The organism is Oribacterium sinus (assembly GCF_963553175.1).
Lineage (GTDB): Bacteria > Bacillota > Clostridia > Lachnospirales > Lachnospiraceae > Oribacterium > Oribacterium sinus_B.
In genome coordinates this window covers 1-17,956 of the sequence record NZ_CAUVME010000015.1, presented here as the reverse complement: position 1 = coordinate 17,956, position 17,956 = coordinate 1, and the positions used below count along the sequence as shown (strand labels likewise).

The window sequence follows — 17,956 nt, the reverse complement described above, 5'->3', positions numbered from 1 at the left end:
CCCTTACTCTCCATATCCGTTGGGATTTTGAGACTGCCATCTCCAGCTGTCCTGACACATTTCCAAAATATCCTTCTCTGCCTTCCAGCCTAGAACCTCTTCCGCCTTCTTGGGACTGGAATAACAGGTAGCCACATCTCCTGCTCTTCTTTCCTCAATCACATAGGGAAGAGTCTTTCCACAGGCTTTTTCAAAAGCATGAATAATTTCCAGAACGGAATAGCCCTTTCCGGTTCCCAAATTACATACCAAAACACCATCATTTTTCTCTAAGCGCTTTACCGCCTTAACATGCCCCTTAGCCAGGTCTACCACATGAATATAATCTCTTACACCTGTGCCATCCTTGGTAGGATAGTCCTGTCCGAAGACATGGATTTTCTCCAAAGCACCGGAAGCCACCTTCGCTACATAGGGAAGGAGGTTGTTTGGGATTCCCTTGGGATCCTCTCCGATTTTTCCGGAAATATGGGCACCGATGGGGTTGAAGTAGCGAAGAAGGATCACATTCCAATCCGGATTGGCCTTTTGCACATCGCAAAGCATCTGCTCCTGCATCCACTTGGTCCAACCGTAAGGATTGGTACAGGTTCCCTTGGGACAGTTTTCCGTAATGGGAATCTCTGCAGGGTCTCCGTAAACTGTTGCGGAGGAAGAGAAAATAAAGTTTTTGCAGCTGTACTTTTTCATACAATCCAAAATATTTAAAGTCCCTACCATATTGTCATGGTAGTAAAGGAGCGGCTTTTGCACAGACTCTCCCACCGCCTTTAGGCCGGCAAAATGAATTACCGCGGAAATATCCGGATGTTCAGAGAAAATCTTTTCCATATCCTCTTTTTTCAACATATCCGCCTCATAGAAGGGAAAATCCTTTCCGCTGATTTCCTTTACCCGCTCAATAGCCTTTTTGCTGGAATTATAGAAGTTATCGAAAACCACCACATCATAATTTTCCGCCAAAAGTTCAATAACGGTATGAGAACCGATATAGCCTGCACCGCCGGTAACTAAAATCTTCATATTGCCTCCTTATAATTCTCTTGGACCGTCAGAAACCTCTGCCTCATAAAAGCTACAGGGGTAGCCAATCTTTCTTTCGTAGATTTTCGCCACTTTTCTCATAAATTCCTCTTTCTTATCCTTTTCCAAAAGAGTAACGGTACATCCGCCGAAACCTCCTCCTGTCATACGGGAGCCATAGACATAGGGAAGAGCTCTTGCTGCGTCCACCAAGGTATCCAGTTCTTCACAGGAAACCTCATAATCATCCCGAAGGGAATCGTGGGAAAGATTCATTAATTCTCCAAAACGATGCAAATCTCCCTCTTCCAAAGCTTTCTTTGCCGCAATGGTTCTGCTATTTTCCAATACCGCATGCTTTGCTCTCTTCCGAATAATAGGATCGGAGATTTCCTTTTCCAAAGCAAAGAAGTCTTCATCGGAAAGCTCTCCCAGGCTCTTAATGGGACGGAATTTCTGCAATATTTTCAGTGCTTCTTCCGACTCTCTTCTTCTGTCATTGTAGGCGGAGCCGATAAGCTTATGCTTTTTGTTGGTGTTACTGATAATGATGCAATGCTCCTTTAAAACTATGGGAGCATAGGAAAATTGCAGGGTGGCAGTATCCAAAAAGATCGCATGATCTTTCTTTCCCATCGCACTGGCAAACTGATCCATGATTCCGCAGTTCATCCCGTTATAATTGTTTTCACTGTATTGCCCGATTAAAGCCAGTTCCGGGAAGCTTACGGAAAGTCCGTAAAGCTCCTTACAAATGCTTCCCATCAAGACCTCTAAGGATGCAGAGGAAGAAAGTCCGGAGCCGTTGGGAATATTCCCGTAAAGCACTAAATCCAGACCGCAGGGAATGTCCAGACCTCTTTTTTCCATAGCCCAAACCACGCCCTTTAAGTAAGCAGCCCACTGCTTGTCCGTAAGAGGGGTAAAATCATTTTCTCCCGCAGAAATCACCCCTGCTCCCTCCACATTTAAGGAGTAAAAGCGGAAGTTCTTATCTTCTCTCTTCTTTACGGCCGCATAGCTTCCCATACTGAGGGCACATGGAAAAACATGGCCTCCGTTGTAATCGGTGTGCTCTCCGATTAGGTTTACTCTTCCCGGAGCAAAGAAATAGCGAATCCCCTCTGTATTTCCATAAAGCTCGGAAAACTTCTCTTCTAATGCCTTTTTGATCTCTTCCTCTCTCATTTTTTTACCGTCCTCTTACTTCCTTTACGAATCAAATGGGTAACCCCCAGCTTCGTTTTCGTCAATGATTTTTTTCTTCTTTTGTATTTTTTCTTTCTGATTTTCTTTCCTTTTTTAAGTTCCTCCGCTCCTTCTGCCTCAGTGCTTTTTTCTTCTACAAAAAATATCGTATAATCTCTCTCCAACAATAAATGAGAGAAATCTTTTTGCAGTTCTTCTTCCGCAATTCTTTCTAAAAGATAATTCACTAAAAAGCTTTTGGATTTATTCTGATACTTGGGAAACCCGTATTTTTTCTGCAATTCCTGTAGTTCGGATTTCCAAAGTAAACTTGCCTTTCTTTTTATATCACAAAACGGATTTTTTTGCTCCTGTCGAAGTATATAAAAATCACATTTCCCTTCTACCTCTTCCACCGTGATAATCCCCCAAAAGGAGGGAACATGACTTTCTATGCTGTGGGCGTGTTTACTGCCCACTACCACCATATTGTAGTCAAAATATTGATTATAATTTTTTACCTGTCCTTCCAGTCGACTATAGCTGTCATGGTCCGATTTAATTTCAATCCCCATAAAGCTGTCTTCCTGTATAAGAACACAGTCTGCCCGGGCTCTTCCAATAACCTTTTCTTCCAGTATTCTGGACTTTCCGTAGCTTTCTTCCAAAAAGAAGAATAGACTTTCCCGAATCTCTTTATCGTACATCTCCGGGCCCCTGGTCGGAAATAATATATTCTTCCGAGCTGCTTTCCTCTTGCTTTTTTGTCTCCGTCTTCTTTTCTTCCTGTTTTGCAGCAGGCTTCTCTTCCGCTTTTGTTGCTTCGGTATTTTCCGAAGAAGCGGCCTGGCTTGTTGCCTGGGATTCCGCTACCGCCTCGGAAGAAGCTTCCGCTCCGACAGTCTCTGCTGCGGGCATTTCCGGAACAGGAAGGGCTGTTCCGTTCTCCAGTCCCCTTTCCAAAGGAACTCCGGAAAGCATATACAGCTCATGAAAATTCTCCCTTTCCTCTTTAGAGGCAAAGAGCAAAAGAATCTGTCCTTTGGGAAGAATTTCCTTCGTGTATATGCCTAAATAACTGCTTCCTTCCATACTGTAGCTGGCGGTAAGAATCCCGTCCACAAGACAATTCCCCTGATTCGCTCCGGGAACCAAGGAAAGAGACTGGGCCAAAATGCCATTTTTTCCTAACATACCTAAAGCTTCCATTTTTTCCCTTGGAAGCAGTAAGCCTGTATCTCCGATTTCATGAAATTCTTCTTTAGAAATCTTTATGCAATAGGGCTCCTGCTCCAATAAACTATTTAAGGGAGTTTTTAAGCTATCCTGCGCGTTTTCTTCGCTTTTCGCCACATCTTCCTGCCCTTCCATCCCGGGCTTTTCAATAGCCTCTATAAAGGCATTTGGGTAAAAACGCTGAACAAAGCCGGAGTAGGCCTCCCTTTCCGTCAAAAAGGCTTTGGGGTCAGTTTGCTTTTTTGCCATAAGCTCTGCAAGATTCATGACTTCCATGCCATAATATTCTGCAAGATTCTTCACCACAAAAGCATTGTCCTTGGTATGCCTATCCTCCGCAAATGCCCGGTCTCCAATCAGGCACAAAATCTCTGCCTGTGGAAATTTCCTTTGGCAATCCCGCAGCAATAGCTCGTAATAATAAGGAAAAGTATAAGGATTGTCATAATCCGAAAAGGAAAGAAAAATCACATCTCCGGAAAGCTCTTCCTCCTGTAATTTCAGATATCCGGATAAGGCAGTAGCATTTCCGGGAAGCTCCGGAATATTCCATTCTACCTTTCCGCCGTATTTTTCTTCCAGTGCTCCCTGAACAGTAGTGAAAAAGTCATTCTCCGACTTTAAATAGTCATTTCCGAGAAAAAGAAGCTTAAGCTCCCCTTTTGTCTTTAATTTGTTGATACTGTTGGAAATCTTATCCTCTTTTTGATCTCCCGGCTTTTCATCCTGCTCAGCAACTACCGTTTCTCCGTTATGCCGATTCCTTTCCGCTATCACATTTTTCCCATAACGATATACCCCATAGAGAAAAATTCCTGAAAGTAAAAATGGTAAAAGAACGAAAAAGAGGAGAAAAGGACTTTTCCCCTTTCTCCCATAGGATTTTCTCTCTTTTTCTTCTGAACCCTCTTCCTTGGCTTCATGAACAAAAGCTTCTCCGGACTTTTGCATACTCAGTACTTCCTGCTTTTGCTTTTCTTCCCCTTGCACTTCTCATCCTTCTTTCTACTATACTTTTATTTTCCCTTAATGATGACAAATAATCGGCATACCCTGATAAACAAACTGGTACAAATCCTTTGCAATCTGAGGAGGAAGATTCACGCATCCATGAGACCCGCCTCTTAGGTAAATATTTCCTCCGAACCGGTTTCTCCACCAAGCATCATGAAAACCGATTCCTCGATTAAAGGGCATCCAATAGCTCACCTTGGTTTCGTAATCTTCACCCTTCAAAGTAGCATTCTTTGTCTTATAGGTAAGGGGATAAATACCATCCGGTGTTCCGTTGTTTCTGGATACGTTTCCGGTCACACAGTCAGAGCTAAGCTTGATTTCTCCGTTTTCTACATAAAACATTTTTTGTTTTGCAATATCCACTTCCACATAGGTATTTCCTAAATCGGAGGCTCCTCTTCCCGTTGCCACCGTGTCATACTCCGCTTCTCTGGATACCGCTTCATTGGACTTTAAATTTGTAAGAAGTGCCGCTTCTTCTTTTTTTACGGAAAGAGAAAAACCGTATTTTCCCTTCAACAAAAGTACTCTTCCGTCTTCTGTATGAAAAGCTCTTTCTTTCCCTGCGGTGTCGGTAAGCGCCTTTAGCTCTTTTACATAGTCCTTTAATGCCTTTTTATTGAATTCTCCGTTTTCCATCCATTGGTGGTAACGGTCCGGGGTCAGTTCTACTGTCTCACCGGAAAAGTTGTAACGAAGAAGGGCCTGCAAGCTTTTATTTTTTTCCTCTGCCACCGGTTTTAGCTCTTCCGTTTTCGCCTCGGGCTTTTGATAAAAATCTCCCTCTCGAAGATCAATTTGGGAACTTCCTTCCGAAATGGCCTGAATAAGCATAGTCCGAAATTTATCCCGATCGATTTTCCCGCTCCACTGCTCATCTCCCACCGCATAGCCTTTTCCGGGAATATAGGCAGTAAGAAAGGCAGCCCTTGCTTCTTCATCACTGTCATGCTTTTCAAGATACTTTGTAATAAAAGCATCCAGAGCAGCTTCATCATAGTGCAGGCTTCCTTCTAAATCATAATTCTTTTTCTTTCCCAAAGAAAACAAGAGATAGAAGGAATCCGGTTTTGGAATATGAGAAAAGTCGGAATCATAACGAAGCTGAATATCCTTTCCATAAAGATTCTCCTGATGACCGTTTTTATCGATGATAACAAGATGATAGGCATCCTGTCTTTTCTGTGAGAATAATTCTTGGGCTTCTTCCCTCTTTAAAAGAGAAACATCGACATTCTCAATGTAGGTTCCGGGAAAAAAACGACCGGACAGCAGACTTAAGCCTATTAAAACAATGCATACTATGGATAAAATGCTTATTCCCAAGGAGCATAACAACGCTTTTTTCAATTTCAATCCTTTCTAATCGTAAAGAACCTTCATAAGACAAAGTCCCTTTGCCGGTACCGTGTAACCGGCTTGCTGCCTATCCTTTGCATCAATAATCCCGGGTATATCCCCGGCTTTCCTTTTATGATAGCCTACTTCCAGAAGTGTCCCTACCATAATCCGAATCTGGTACTGCAAAAATCCGCTGCCTTCAAAGTAAAATCGAAGCAGATTTTGACTTTTTTGAATACGAATACTGCTTATGGAACGAATGGTGGATTTCTTCATCTTGGGATTACCGCAGAAAGATTTAAAATCCTGTTTTCCGATCAAAAACTTCGCCGCCTCCTGCATAGCCTCCAAATCAGGCTCTTCCTCCAAATGGAGCAAAATCTTTCGATCAAAAACCGGTTTTGTTCTTCCGATATAGCAGGAATAGCGATAGATTTTCCCCAGGGCATTGTATCTGGCATGAAAGCGGGGGCTGACCTTCTTTACAGAGACAATGGCAATATCTTCCGGAAGATAACGATTTCCGTAATCCAGAATCTCTTCCTCGGAAAGCTCCGTATCCAAAAATACATTGGCACACATCCCTCTGGCATGCACCCCTGCATCGGTTCTGGAGGCACCGATAATCTCTACCCCCTCTTCATTTCCCGGAATTCTGGAAAATACCCCTTCCAGCTTGCCCTGAATGGTCGCTTCCTGATCCTTCTGTTTTTCAAATCCAAAATATCGGGAGCCGTCATAGGCAACGATAAGCTTATAATTTTCCTTCATGAATATCCTTTATAAAATCTTCTGCTTTTCAACATGATTCTGCATCATCTGTAAGAACAGCTTCACCCGATTGCTCATGGGATAATGATTGTTGCTAACCAAATAAATTTTACGAAAATATCCGTTCTCCTGCAGCGGAAAATCCAAAAGTTCCTGATTCTTGATAGCATTTCTTGCTGCAAGACGGGATACTATGGCTACCCCAATGCCTTCCTTAACGGAAAGCAAGATGGCACCGGTATTGGCAAAACGAGCCACCACCTTTAACTCCTCCGGTTTTAAGCCCATCTGTGTTAAAAGATTTATCGCCTCTTTTTTCGTGCCGGAACCATTCTCCCGCATAACAAAATCTGCCTTTCGCAAGAAAGAAAGATCTCCTTCCTTCTGTTTAGTCTGGTAAAATTCCGTATTGGGTGTGACCAAAATTAATTCATCTTCATAGAAAGGCAGAAAATTGCAGTTAGACATGGGAACGATGGATCCGGAAAAAGCCAAATCCGACCGATGCTCCGCCACATCGGTAACCGCTCCCTTGCTGTCTGTCTCATGAATACGAAACTCTGTATTCGGGTATCGTTTGCTAAAGTTTGCCAAAATGCCGGGAAGCAGGTATTGCGCCGGAATGGAGGATGCGGAAATAATAATTTCATTTACCTCTTCCTTCTCTTCATCTTTAAAAGCATTCCGAATCTTATTGGAAAGATTCACAATGTCCTTGGCATAGAGATAAATCTGCTCTCCTTCATTGGTGGTATGCACTTCTTTTGTAGTTCTGTTAAAAAGCTGTACCCCCAAGTCCTCTTCCAAACTACTGATATAAGAGCTCACTGTAGGTTGGGTAAGATATAATTCCTTGGCCGTTTGTGAAAAACTTTTGTTTTTAACGATACGAACAAATGCTTCTAGCTGTTTAATATTCATGCTACGTCTCCTCGTTGCCTTATTTGCTATTGCTTTGCAAGTTTTTTAGTAGAGAATAATATTTTTCTCTTCTAATTCCCTTACTTCTCCTATACAGGATACCGTCGTATCTAAATCTGCCTTTTCAAAAGCTTCCAGTGCTCTTTCCTTTTCTTCCATGGGAATACTGTAAAGCAATCCTCCGGAGGACTGGGGATCAAAAAGTAAATCCTGAAATGCCGTGGAAATTCTGCTGACATCCACTTTTGCCTCCTGGAACTTCCGGTTAGCGTAAGCCCCTGCCGGAATCATACCCAATTCCGCATACTCCAGGCTCTCCGGAATATAGGGTATGGAGGAGGAATCTAAGTGAAAAGTCACCTTGCTGGCCTCTGCCATCTCCAGAGCATGTCCCATCAAACCGAAGCCGGTAATATCCGTGCAGGCATGGACCGTAAATTGATCCATTACTTCCTTTCCCTTTCGGTTTAGGGAAGCCATGACACGATAGGACTCCTCTTTTGCTCTCTCACTGGCAAATTCCACCTTGGCGGCGGTATTAATAATTCCTGTACCAATCTGTTTCGTTAAAAGAATACAGTCACCGGGTTTGGCTCCGTAGTTTTTCTGAATTTTCTTAGGATGTACAAGACCGGATACGGTAAGGCCGTAGAAGGGCTCATCGTTTTGAATGGAATGTCCTCCAATCAAGATGGCTCCGGCTTCTTTTACCTTATCCGCTCCTCCCTTCATGATTTCGGATAAAACATCAGGAGAAAGGCAATTCGGAAAACCGACTATATTCAAGGCTACCTTAGGAATGCCTCCCATCGCATAAACATCGGAAAGGGCATTCGCCGCTGCAATCTGTCCAAACAGATAGGGGTCATCCACTACAGGGGTGAAAAAATCCACTGTTTGAATCATTGCCAAATCCTCTGTAAGCTGGTAAACCGCTGCGTCATCAGAAGTATCCAACCCTACCAATACATGAGGATCAAAATCAAATTTTGGAAGCTTACTCACAACCTGAGCAAGGGTCTCCGGACCTATTTTCGCGGCTCAACCGGAAAGTTTGGTCATCTGGGTTAATCTAAGTTTACTCATCTAATCTCCCTTACTTAACAAAGCAGGGAAAGGTACAGAAAACCCCTTCCCTGTTATTTCTATATCAGTTTTCTATTGTACGGTTTATCTATAAAAAGTCAAGATAAGACAGGACTTTCTCGGCAATTCCATCCCAGGATAGACTACCCATGGAAATCATTTTAGAATACTCGCTATCCATACATAGAGCAATTTGTTTTTCTAAGCGTTCCTCAAATATCGGAAGAGCTTCCTCCGGTATTTCATCCGCATTTTTACGAGGAGGCAACTCTACAAAAAAGATCGGTGCTGTGGGAAGATTTTCTGAAAAAAACTCTTCCAAGCCTTCCAAAGCCGTAAGAACCACCTTGTTCCCACAGGCCAAGGACTCAATCACCGTCATGGGTACTGCATCAAAGAATGAAGGCAGAAGAAAACAATCGGAAAACTCATACCAGGGTACCAGGTTGGCATAGTCCAAACGACCTAAAAAGTGAATGGGATAGCTACAGGTTTTGGCCAGGGCATATACCGCCTCCTTCTCCTCCTGATTTCCGTTATCCCCAATCATAAAGAGGCGAAAATTCTTCCTTCCCTTTTGAGAAAGAGCCTCCAGGCTTCTTAAAAGAGAAAATACTCCCTTTTTTTCTCCCAGCTTTCCGGCAAAAAGCAAGTCTATACTTTCTCCCTTGCTAAAAATTTCTCCTGAAGCAGTTTGAATCTCTCTTCTTCTGGGAATACCATGGGGACTGACCACATCTCCTGTGGGTAAGCCAAGAACTTCCGAATTATAGCCAATGCCGATATTTACCACCTTCTCAGGATTCACACCATAAAGACGAAGAACCTCCTGTCTCTGTGCCTCCTTAGGTGTAAATATTTTATCCAGCTTTTGAATGTTTCGGATAATTCTTTCCTTTTCCAAATCATGCTTTTCCATTTGACGAAGATCCGTATTATGGCAAAAAGCAAAGATAGGAATATCGGGACATTTTTCCCTCACCAAGGCAGTAAGCAGATATAGATGATGACAAAGAATCAAATCCGGGGAAAACCCGGACAATACTTCTTCCAGCTTTTTAGAAAAAGCCCTTTCAAACTGTTCCAACATTTCCTTCGTCAAATCCTTATATCTGGTACTGTTGTAAGGCATCTCATCACTCATTCCCAAAACCGGATAGGGCAATTCTTCCGATTCATAATACACCGGAAAAAAATCCACGGAAGGAATATCCGGAAGCTTGTCTTCCCTGGTGACCCCGCAAATCACAGCCTGCTCTTCTCCAAGATGCTGATAAGATTTCAGAATCTCTGTCAGGTAAATGCCGGAGCCCGTGCTACTGGGTTTTTGTGTAATAATACTGAGTATTTTCATCTTCCCTCCTGCTGAAAAAGACTGCCCAAAAAGGGCAGTCTAAACGGCAAATGCCGGAATCTTTGGCGAAGGTGTGTGAGAATCGAACTCACCTAGGATGTTCTACACATCCAACACTGGTTTTGAAGACCAGGAGGCTCACCAGGTACCTATCCACCTCCAAAGGAACACTGCACACTATACCATAGAAAAAAATGCTCTGTCAAATCTCGAATAGATTCATAGGAAATCACAATAAATTTCTATAGAAAATTCCTATAGAGTAAAAAAAGTGACAAAGCAAATTTCAAAAATTTCTAAAACAGAATTTCATGTACGGCACTGGGCTCAAGACCGGCTTCCTTACAAGCCGCCAAAGTGCTCTCTCTATTCTCCAAAGCCGTACTCCAGGCAAGTCCGCAGCCTGCGGAAATCACGGAAGGAAGGGGAATCAGTCGTCCCGGCAGGTCCTTCTCCTTTCCCAGCTTCTCCATCTGTAAGGCATCCACCGTATTATGAAAGCTTAAGATGCATTGTAAAGATTTCTCTCTCATTATGGTTTAATAATCTTATCGGACTGCATCTGTGTTTCCACGATCTCATACATATTGGAAATAATACCTACAGCCACCTTCTCCTTAATTTTATAGTAGTCTGCACAAAGCCCGCAGGTCATAATCTTCACACCGGCTTTCTCCAGAGTCTTTAAGTCGGAAAGCACCGGAGAATCCTCTGAAGTCAAATAAGCTCCGCTGTTGTAGAAAACCATTGCCGTTGGCAAAGGATCCACATTGCTCAAAGCGAAAACGAAGGACTTAATCAAAGTATGTCCAAGCTCCTCTGCACCCTCTCCCATCTTGTTGGAAGAAAATACCACAGTACAAGTAGCTTCCTTCTCCTTGGATGTACCCTCCTGCTTCTTCACTTCAATACGAACCTCAAATTCTTTCTCAGAAAGCTTTTGGGAAGCTACCGCGTACTGAAATTTCTGTCCCAGTCTCTGCAAATTCTGTACTGCGGTCTCATTATCCACCAGTACGGTAAGAATTCCTTCCTGCATTTCCTCCATAGCCTTCTTTGCTTCCACTACGGGAAGAGGACAAGCCAAGCCTTTACAGTCTAAGTTTTTATCCATTTTGCTTCTCCTTTCAATAATGATTCTCCTAAACTATAAAAAATTCAGGAGAAAAAGTCTAATAAGAAATTATTATAAAAAGACTGTTTATATTTCAAATTAATATAAATAGTCTTTTTTATCTATCTACTACTTTTACTTCCCTTTTCGGTTCTCTAGCCTTCCTCCGAAAGAATTCGAATGGCCTCCACCGCCTTGGCCACTTCCTCCTCCGTATTAAAATGAGAAAAGCTAAAGCGAACACAGCCCTGCTCCACATTGTTTAAAGCCTTATGCATAAGAGGTGCACAATGCCCTCCTGCTCTGGTGGCAATATTAAAACGGGTAAAGAGTTCATCACTGACCATGGCGGAATCATAGGCATAGAGATTCATGCTGACAATAGGACAGCGTTTTTTCTCCTGGAAATTTCCGTAGAGCTTTACTCCGGGAAGAGACTCAATTCCTTTTTTTAACTGCTCCATTAGGCTAAGCTCCTTCTCCCGAATTTTAGCAATATCTTCTCTTTGAATATAGGCCACCCCTTCATGAAGTCCTGCAATACCATGGGCATTTAAGGTTCCTGCCTCCAAATGATTCGGATACTCCAAAGGCATATCTTCATTATAAGTTTCCACCCCGGTTCCCCCATAAGATAAAGAGCGTAAAGAAATTCCTTCCTTAATCAGCATTCCTCCGGTGCCCTGAGGTCCTAATAAGGATTTATGGCCTGTAAAGCAAAGGATGTCTATGCCCAGCTTTTCCATATCAATATCATAAACTCCGGCAGTTTGAGAAGCATCCACAATCCAAAGCAGAGACTTTTCTTTCACAAAGCTGGAGATTTTTTCCAAATCCACCAGATCTCCTGTCAGGTTGGAGGCATGGGTGTGAACAATGGCTTTGGTATTTTTCTTCCATAACTTTTCTAAAGAAGCATAATCCAGAATTCCATGCTCATCCAAAGCACAAAAGGACAGCTCTACCCCCTGCCTTTCCATGGCATAAAGAGGACGAAGAACGGAATTATGCTCCATCACCGTGGTAATCACATGATCTCCCGGCTTTAAACTGCCTAGAATTGCCATATTCAAGCTTTCCGTTGAATTTTTCGTAAAGATACAATGACTGGGATTCTTTCCATGAAAGAACTCCGTCAGTAAAACTCTTGTGTCAAAAACCGTCTTTGTAGAGCTGTGGGCCGCCTCATGGGTAGAACGCCCCGCATTTCCCATACTTTCCATGGCATGAAGAACAGCCTCCAAAACCTCCTTCGGCTTCTTTTGGCTGGTTGCCGCATTATCCAAGTAAATCATTGTTCTTCCTCCTTCTCATAGAAAAATACCTCTACTTCCTCTCCCTCCCGGAAAGGAGCATTGGCCTGCAGCTTAATATGGACTTCCTCTCCGTCAATACTCACCCTATACAAACGGTAGGTGGCCAGGAAAATCTCGGAAAGCACCCGTCCTTCCTTTCGAAGCTCTCTTTTCCCCTCCTGTCTTCCGGACAAAGGCTCTATTCTAGCCTTTTCCGAGGAAATTCCAAAATCCTCCGGACGAAGAAAATGGTTTTTCCCATTCAGAAAAAGTACGAAATACTCTCCGAAAAAGCGCCGAATATATTCGTTTTTCGGGTGCAAATACAGCTCTTCACCGGTTCCGATTTGCAGAATCTTTCCCTTTTCCATAATACCGATTCTATGGCCCAGTTCCATGGCTTCTTCCTGGTCATGGGTCACAAAAAGCATGGAAAGTCCGAGTTTACGCTGCAAATCCGCCAGTTCTTCCCGAATATCCTTCCGAAGCCCTGCATCCAAATTGCTTAAGGGCTCATCCATCAACAAAAGCTTGGGTTCCACCGCCAAGGATCTGGCAAGAGCCACCCTTTGCTGTTGTCCGCCGCTAAGCTCCGTCACCATTCTATCTCGAAAGGACCATAATTTCATCATATCCAGGTATTTTTCCGCTCTATCCCGCTGATTTCTTTTTGAAAAGCCCTTCCATTTTAGGCCATAACAGACATTTTCCAAAACCGACATATGGGGAAACAAAGCATAAGACTGAAATACCGTGGATACAGGTCTTTTTTCCGGTGGTAAGGCGCTATAATCCTCTCCTTCTATCAAAATCTTTCCCTTTTCCGGAAAGAGGAAGCCTCCCAGAAGCTGTAAACATGTCGTTTTTCCACAGCCGGATTCTCCCAAAAGACAAAAAATCTCCCCTTCCCCTATAGATAGAGAAAAATCCTCTAAAACCAAATCCTCCTTCGGATCATAGCGAAAGGATATTCCCTCTAAAGCAGCCAAAGTATTGCTTGGGTTCAGCTGATTTAGTCTTTTCGAAGGATGTTCTTGAAATCCCTCCTGTATCCTATTGCTGTTGTATAACTCTCTTTGCATATTACTTCCCAACTCCTCTTCTGCATACAAGACTCTGCACCCTTCCCAGTAAAAAGGAAAAGGCTAAAGACAGTAAAATCATGATTCCCGATATCAGAGAAGCCACAGCATAGTCCCCCCGGTTTATGGCATCAAAGAGGGTATAAACCAAGACCTTATACTTTGCACTAATCAGGAAAATGATGGCTCCCGCAGTGGTTAACCCCTGGCTAAACTGTAAATACACAGAGGAGAAAAAGCTGGGTAAAATTCCCGGCAAGATGATTTGAAAAAATACCAAGGAAGGCTTTGCCCCCAAATCTCTGGCTGCAAGCTCCAGATTCTTTGGACTCTGACTTAAAGCTGTACTGGCTAACCTACTGCCTAAGGGCATTTGCCGGAAAAGCAGGGAAAACAGCATAATCCATACCGTTCCGGTAAGCTTCAAGGGAGCCTTATTAAAAGCCAGGATATAGGCAAGACCGAAGCAGGTTCCCGGAAGCAAATAGGGTAAAGAAAGGGCAAAATCCAAGAGCTTCTTGCCTCTTTTCATTTTTCTTTCCATAAGATAAGCCAGAAGAAAGGCGAAAAAACTGCCTACTACGGAGGCGGCAAAAGCCAACAGCAAGCTTAATCCCATGGTGGATAAATTATACTGAAAAAGACTGCCCATATTTTCCCAAGTAAAAAAGATTTGCTTTTTGTTAAATCGCAGAAAGCCATAGAGGAAAATGGAGGCATATTGCAACAGCTGGAAAAGCAAAAAGAAAAACAAAAGGAATTGAATGGGAAGATTCATCCAATGCCTGTTATCCAGTCTTAATCCGGTTTTTCCTTTCTGTTCCTTATTTCGATCATCCGCTTTTTTCATGGACATCCGATAAAGAAGGAAACTGAAAAAAGCAGGAAACAAAAGCAGAATATTCATGGCTGCCGCTTTAGAAAAGTCGGAAAAACCGATAATTTGCAGATAAATCTCCGTTGCCAGCGTACTGTATCTTCCTCCAATAATAATCGGAGTTCCGAAATCGGATAGCCCTCTTAAAAAGCTTAAAAAGAAGGAGGCCAAAATAGCCGGAGACAACAAAGGAAGTAAAATATCCTTTAGCACGAAGAAAGCATTTGCCCCCAAGTCCCGTCCGCTGTCATAGAGCTTTCCGTCAAAATCCTCTAAGGCATTGGTAAAAAACAGGGTATTCATACAGGCAAAGTGAATGCTTTGCATAAGAATTACCCCCCATTTATGGTAGGGATCAAAGGATAATCCCAGTAAACGATAGGTAATCAGTCCTCTTCTGCCATACAAGGTAATAAAGGACAGGGAAGAAATAAAGGGCGGGGAAACCATACTCATGGATAAAAGGACTAACGCAATTCTTTTCTGCCATTTTCCGGTAGAACGAATACCATAGGAAAGAAAAAAAGCCAAGCCGGTAGAAATCAACGCCGAGTAAAAGGAGCTTTCCATACTATGGAAAAATGCAGTTTTGTATCGCAGACTGATTTCCTGAAAAAATTGTCCCGGATTCTCCACCTGAAAGGCTTTCCAAAAAAGTAGAAAAATCGGATATACAATAAAAAGAAAAATGGGAAAAGTCAAAAGAATAATAGAGAGCGAAAAAAATACAGCAGAAAAAAGAGTGGAATGCTCCACTCTCTTTCCTGCATTTTCCTCTATTGATTTTAGGGAAAAGAACGACTTCATCTTAAGCCTCGTTCTTAGAACCTGCTAAAGTCTCCCACTTACTGAGAATACTGTCTCTCTGAGAACCGAATAAGGATAAATCTTCCTTCATTAATAGACCGGTATCGAAAGATAAGTCAACATTGGACAGCTTTGGTAAAACAACCTTAATAGTGTTCTTTCCGTCAATTTCAGCCAATTCCTTTAAGTGATCCTCACTGTTGTATAACCAGTTTAAGAACTGCTTTGCAGCCTCTGCATTGGCAGCGCCCTTAAATACGGCAACGCCCTCCGGTACATAAGGAATTCCATCTTCAGGATAAACCAAAGAACATCCCTGCTCTGTAGCAAGTTTCTCGGTCTTCTTATCCATCGGGGTGATTCCGATAGCAACCTCTCCCTGAGCGGTCTTCTCTCTTGGGTCTCCTCCACGCTTGGAGTAATACTTTACATTATCATTTAATGCGGTAAAGTACTTCCATCCCTCTTCTTCACCCTTCTTCTGTAAAAGAGCATTTACAACACCGTAGTTGGTTCCGGATACTGCAGGATTGGACATCAAAATCTCATCCTTGTATGCGGAGTTAAGTAAATCGTCCCAGCTCTTAGGTGCTTCCGCATTCTTAGTCTTCAGCATCTCATCATTAACAATAAAGCCTACAACGGTAACGCCCTTGGTGTACCAATAGTGATCAGGATCAACATAGCCGGATGCAAAGTCATTTGCAGCGTCTAAATCAATCTTCTCCAGTAAGTCACTATCCTTAGCACTCATGAAAGCATCAATTCCGCCGCCAAACCAAAGATCAGCGGTAGGTGTGCCTCCCTCAGCCTTTAACTTACTGAGAACCTCTCCGGAGGACATGGAAAGGAGTTCTGTCTCAATGCCGGTGTCCTTTGTAAACTCATCAAATAACTTCTTGTAATCTTCGGAAGTTGCCACGATAGCCAGCTTTCCTTCAGCCTTAGTCTCGTTGGCTTTCTCTGTAGCCTTCTCGGTCTCAGCGGAGGACTCCTCTGCCTTAGCACTGGTTGCCGCTACAGAACTTTCCTTTGTCTTCTGTCCGCAAGAGGCAAGAACAGCTAATGCCAGTAAGGACAATGTGGTTAATGCAAGCTTTCTCTTCATAATGCTCCTTTTCAACTAGTTATTTTTTACACTCCCGTTTGCGATCCTCTATAACCGCAAACAGGCATTAGTATATCATATTAAAAAGAGAAGTTTTATTTTGATTTTAAATAGAATATAGCTGTTTATTTGAATGTTCTATAGGAAGATAATGTTTTTTATGTTTACGCTTTTTGTGATACTGTCTGTGGGCAGGGAAGCTTTACGCTTTTCAATGATACTGTCTCTGACCGGAGCACGCTCTCGCTAACCTCGCCACGCAGGGGGTACTAAGCGAAAAGCTGCGGTTCCCTTGCTTTCCGCAAGTACCCGCGGGCTCAGATTGCCCCGTACCATAGACAGTATCACGAAAAGCTGTTCCCCGGAGTAATCACATTAATTTCATAATAGAATAAGCAAAACAGTGTGGATCAACCACTTGTCTTAATCAACACTCCGGTATCCACACTGTCAAAAATTTTGGGATTTATATTTTGAAGCCCTTAGAATTAGATTAAATCTCCCCTACACAGAGATTATGCTCTTATACCATGGACTATAAAGCATCTAAATGAATTAAATACCATTCTTATAAAAGTCTTTTAAAAGCTCAAAATATACTTTTTCACATCGAAGTACATCTTCTTTCTCAACGTATTCATCTCGTTGGTGGGCCATGTCTAGTGATCCGGGGCCGTAGGATAGGGTGGTATGGTTATCGCATTTTCCGGCGACCACTGCTGTATCGGTATAGCCCGGGAAGGGGCAGACCTTGGCTTTTTGGTATCCGGCTGCTTCAATGGCTTTTTTGCATTTTGCCAAAAGCAGACTTTCCTCATAATGGGGTATGGCCGGTCGATTTCCTGTAATTAAAATAGTAGATTGAAGACTGGGGTAAAGTTTTTGTACCTTTTCCACCGCTTTCTCCAGAATTTCTTTTCCTGTTTCAGCAGTATAGGGGGGAACCAGACGCATATCCACAGATACCTTGGCTTCTGCAGGAACCTGATAGGGGTGAATTCCTCCGCTACACTGTCCGAAGCAAATTTTGGAATCTCCCAAAAAGCTATCTTTTTCTAAAGCATCCACTCCTTTTTTCGCCTCAGGAATGGCCATGGCCATAGAGAGAATGGCATCAATTCCGGTTTCAGGCTCACTGGCATGAGCCGCCTTTCCGTGAAACTGCCATTCGTACCAGAATCTCCCCTTATGGGCAGTTTGTATGGTACCGTCTGTGGGCTCCGTATCCATCAGTAAGGTACTTTTATCCAGCCATCCTTCTTGAATAGCTTTTTCTACCCCCTTCATATCCCCCTCTTCATCACAGGTAAAGACCATCTGGAGGGAAATCTTGGGCTTTTGTTTCTCCTTCTTTGCCATAGCTAAGATTTGTAAAAATGCAGAGATTGCTGCAGCGGTTCCCCCCTTCATATCACAGGAGCCTCTACCGTACAGTCGGCTTCCCTCCCACTCTCCGAAGGGATTTTTCTCCCAATGCAGGCCGATAGGTACCGTATCCATGTGGCAAATAAAACTGAAGCACTCCTTCGTTTCTCCCGGAAGCTTAACCCGAAGTATGGGGCGGTGAGCTTCTACCTCCACCTTTTCCACAGTGCCGGACAGCTCCGACACCGCATCCTTAAGAAGTGCCAAAATATCCTCGGCTACCCCTTCTTCCAAAGCTCCCGGATTTGTACTTTCCCTAGCCACCAATTTTTCCAAAATCTCTATGCAGTTCATTTTCTTTAAGCCTTTCT

General features: G+C 43.0%; 16 protein-coding genes and 1 tRNA gene. All 17 read right to left on the bottom strand.

Annotated elements, in window-relative coordinates; all coding sequences use genetic code 11:
- Positions 1-3: 3 nt before the first annotated feature.
- On the bottom strand, positions 4-1,023 hold the full coding sequence (galE, locus tag RYO92_RS05775; RefSeq protein WP_304071270.1) for a UDP-glucose 4-epimerase GalE: 1,020 nt from the start codon (positions 1,021-1,023) through the stop codon (positions 4-6).
- Between the two features lie 9 nt (positions 1,024-1,032).
- Complete coding sequence (locus RYO92_RS05770) at positions 1,033-2,211, bottom strand: galactokinase (RefSeq protein ID WP_315369762.1); 1,179 nt, start codon at positions 2,209-2,211, stop codon at positions 1,033-1,035.
- Positions 2,208-2,918 (bottom strand): sce7726 family protein, encoded by a 711-nt coding sequence (locus RYO92_RS05765; RefSeq protein WP_304071276.1) that lies wholly within the window; start codon positions 2,916-2,918, stop codon positions 2,208-2,210. The genes RYO92_RS05770 and RYO92_RS05765 overlap by 4 nt, the downstream gene beginning before the upstream one ends.
- Entirely contained in the window at positions 2,908-4,437 is a 1,530-nt protein-coding gene (locus RYO92_RS05760) for a hypothetical protein (RefSeq protein ID WP_315369761.1), read from the bottom strand. The genes RYO92_RS05765 and RYO92_RS05760 overlap by 11 nt, the downstream gene beginning before the upstream one ends.
- A gap of 36 nt (positions 4,438-4,473) precedes the next feature.
- Complete coding sequence (locus tag RYO92_RS05755; protein WP_315369760.1) at positions 4,474-5,814, bottom strand: L,D-transpeptidase family protein; 1,341 nt, start codon at positions 5,812-5,814, stop codon at positions 4,474-4,476.
- A 12-nt stretch (positions 5,815-5,826) separates the two neighbouring features.
- Positions 5,827-6,576 carry a tRNA pseudouridine(38-40) synthase TruA gene (gene truA / locus RYO92_RS05750; protein WP_007156035.1) on the bottom strand — a complete coding sequence of 250 codons (750 nt, stop codon included), beginning with the start codon at positions 6,574-6,576 and terminating at the stop codon, positions 5,827-5,829.
- Positions 6,577-6,585: 9 nt separating this feature from the next.
- Positions 6,586-7,497, bottom strand: a complete 912-nt coding sequence (locus RYO92_RS05745; protein ID WP_315369759.1) for a selenium metabolism-associated LysR family transcriptional regulator — start codon at positions 7,495-7,497, stop codon at positions 6,586-6,588.
- 45 nt (positions 7,498-7,542) lie between these two features.
- Positions 7,543-8,583 (bottom strand): selenide, water dikinase SelD, encoded by a 1,041-nt coding sequence (gene selD, locus RYO92_RS05740; RefSeq protein WP_331648381.1) that lies wholly within the window; start codon positions 8,581-8,583, stop codon positions 7,543-7,545.
- Positions 8,584-8,671: 88 nt separating this feature from the next.
- Positions 8,672-9,937, bottom strand: a complete 1,266-nt coding sequence (locus RYO92_RS05735; protein WP_315369758.1) for a glycosyltransferase family 4 protein — start codon at positions 9,935-9,937, stop codon at positions 8,672-8,674.
- A gap of 63 nt (positions 9,938-10,000) precedes the next feature.
- A tRNA-Sec gene (locus RYO92_RS05730) sits at positions 10,001-10,098 on the bottom strand.
- A 135-nt stretch (positions 10,099-10,233) separates the two neighbouring features.
- Positions 10,234-10,470 (bottom strand): DUF3343 domain-containing protein, encoded by a 237-nt coding sequence (locus RYO92_RS05725; RefSeq protein ID WP_315369757.1) that lies wholly within the window; start codon positions 10,468-10,470, stop codon positions 10,234-10,236.
- Positions 10,470-11,051 carry a sulfurtransferase-like selenium metabolism protein YedF gene (yedF, locus tag RYO92_RS05720; RefSeq protein ID WP_315369756.1) on the bottom strand — a complete coding sequence of 194 codons (582 nt, stop codon included), beginning with the start codon at positions 11,049-11,051 and terminating at the stop codon, positions 10,470-10,472. The genes RYO92_RS05725 and yedF overlap by 1 nt, the downstream gene beginning before the upstream one ends.
- 155 nt (positions 11,052-11,206) lie before the next feature.
- Positions 11,207-12,346 carry an aminotransferase class V-fold PLP-dependent enzyme gene (locus RYO92_RS05715; protein ID WP_315369755.1) on the bottom strand — a complete coding sequence of 380 codons (1,140 nt, stop codon included), beginning with the start codon at positions 12,344-12,346 and terminating at the stop codon, positions 11,207-11,209.
- Entirely contained in the window at positions 12,343-13,428 is a 1,086-nt protein-coding gene (locus RYO92_RS05710) for an ABC transporter ATP-binding protein (RefSeq protein WP_315369754.1), read from the bottom strand. Before RYO92_RS05710 ends, RYO92_RS05715 begins: the two co-directional genes overlap by 4 nt.
- A 1-nt stretch (position 13,429) precedes the next feature.
- Positions 13,430-14,941 carry an ABC transporter permease gene (locus RYO92_RS05705; RefSeq protein ID WP_315369753.1) on the bottom strand — a complete coding sequence of 504 codons (1,512 nt, stop codon included), beginning with the start codon at positions 14,939-14,941 and terminating at the stop codon, positions 13,430-13,432.
- A gap of 172 nt (positions 14,942-15,113) precedes the next feature.
- Positions 15,114-16,220, bottom strand: a complete 1,107-nt coding sequence (locus tag RYO92_RS05700) for an ABC transporter substrate-binding protein (RefSeq protein ID WP_183684080.1) — start codon at positions 16,218-16,220, stop codon at positions 15,114-15,116.
- A 555-nt stretch (positions 16,221-16,775) separates the two neighbouring features.
- On the bottom strand, positions 16,776-17,956 hold a 1,181-nt coding region (locus tag RYO92_RS05695), incomplete at its 5' end, for a M20 family metallopeptidase (RefSeq protein WP_315369752.1).

Excerpts from the sequence above, each read along its gene's own strand:
- RYO92_RS05770 (WP_315369762.1), bottom strand. The coding sequence starts at position 2,211 with ATGAGAGAGGAAGAGATCAAAAAGGCATTAGAAGAGAAGTTTTCCGAG.
- RYO92_RS05725 (WP_315369757.1), bottom strand. The coding sequence starts at position 10,470 with ATGAGAGAGAAATCTTTACAATGCATCTTAAGCTTTCATAATACGGTG.
- RYO92_RS05715 (WP_315369755.1), bottom strand. The coding sequence starts at position 12,346 with ATGATTTACTTGGATAATGCGGCAACCAGCCAAAAGAAGCCGAAGGAG.
- yedF (WP_315369756.1), bottom strand. The coding sequence starts at position 11,051 with ATGGATAAAAACTTAGACTGTAAAGGCTTGGCTTGTCCTCTTCCCGTA.
- RYO92_RS05745 (WP_315369759.1), bottom strand. The coding sequence starts at position 7,497 with ATGAATATTAAACAGCTAGAAGCATTTGTTCGTATCGTTAAAAACAAA.
- RYO92_RS05710 (WP_315369754.1), bottom strand. The coding sequence starts at position 13,428 with ATGCAAAGAGAGTTATACAACAGCAATAGGATACAGGAGGGATTTCAA.
- truA (WP_007156035.1), bottom strand. The coding sequence starts at position 6,576 with ATGAAGGAAAATTATAAGCTTATCGTTGCCTATGACGGCTCCCGATAT.
- RYO92_RS05765 (WP_304071276.1), bottom strand. The coding sequence starts at position 2,918 with ATGTACGATAAAGAGATTCGGGAAAGTCTATTCTTCTTTTTGGAAGAA.
- galE (WP_304071270.1), bottom strand. The coding sequence starts at position 1,023 with ATGAAGATTTTAGTTACCGGCGGTGCAGGCTATATCGGTTCTCATACC.
- RYO92_RS05735 (WP_315369758.1), bottom strand. The coding sequence starts at position 9,937 with ATGAAAATACTCAGTATTATTACACAAAAACCCAGTAGCACGGGCTCC.
- RYO92_RS05700 (WP_183684080.1), bottom strand. The coding sequence starts at position 16,220 with ATGAAGAGAAAGCTTGCATTAACCACATTGTCCTTACTGGCATTAGCT.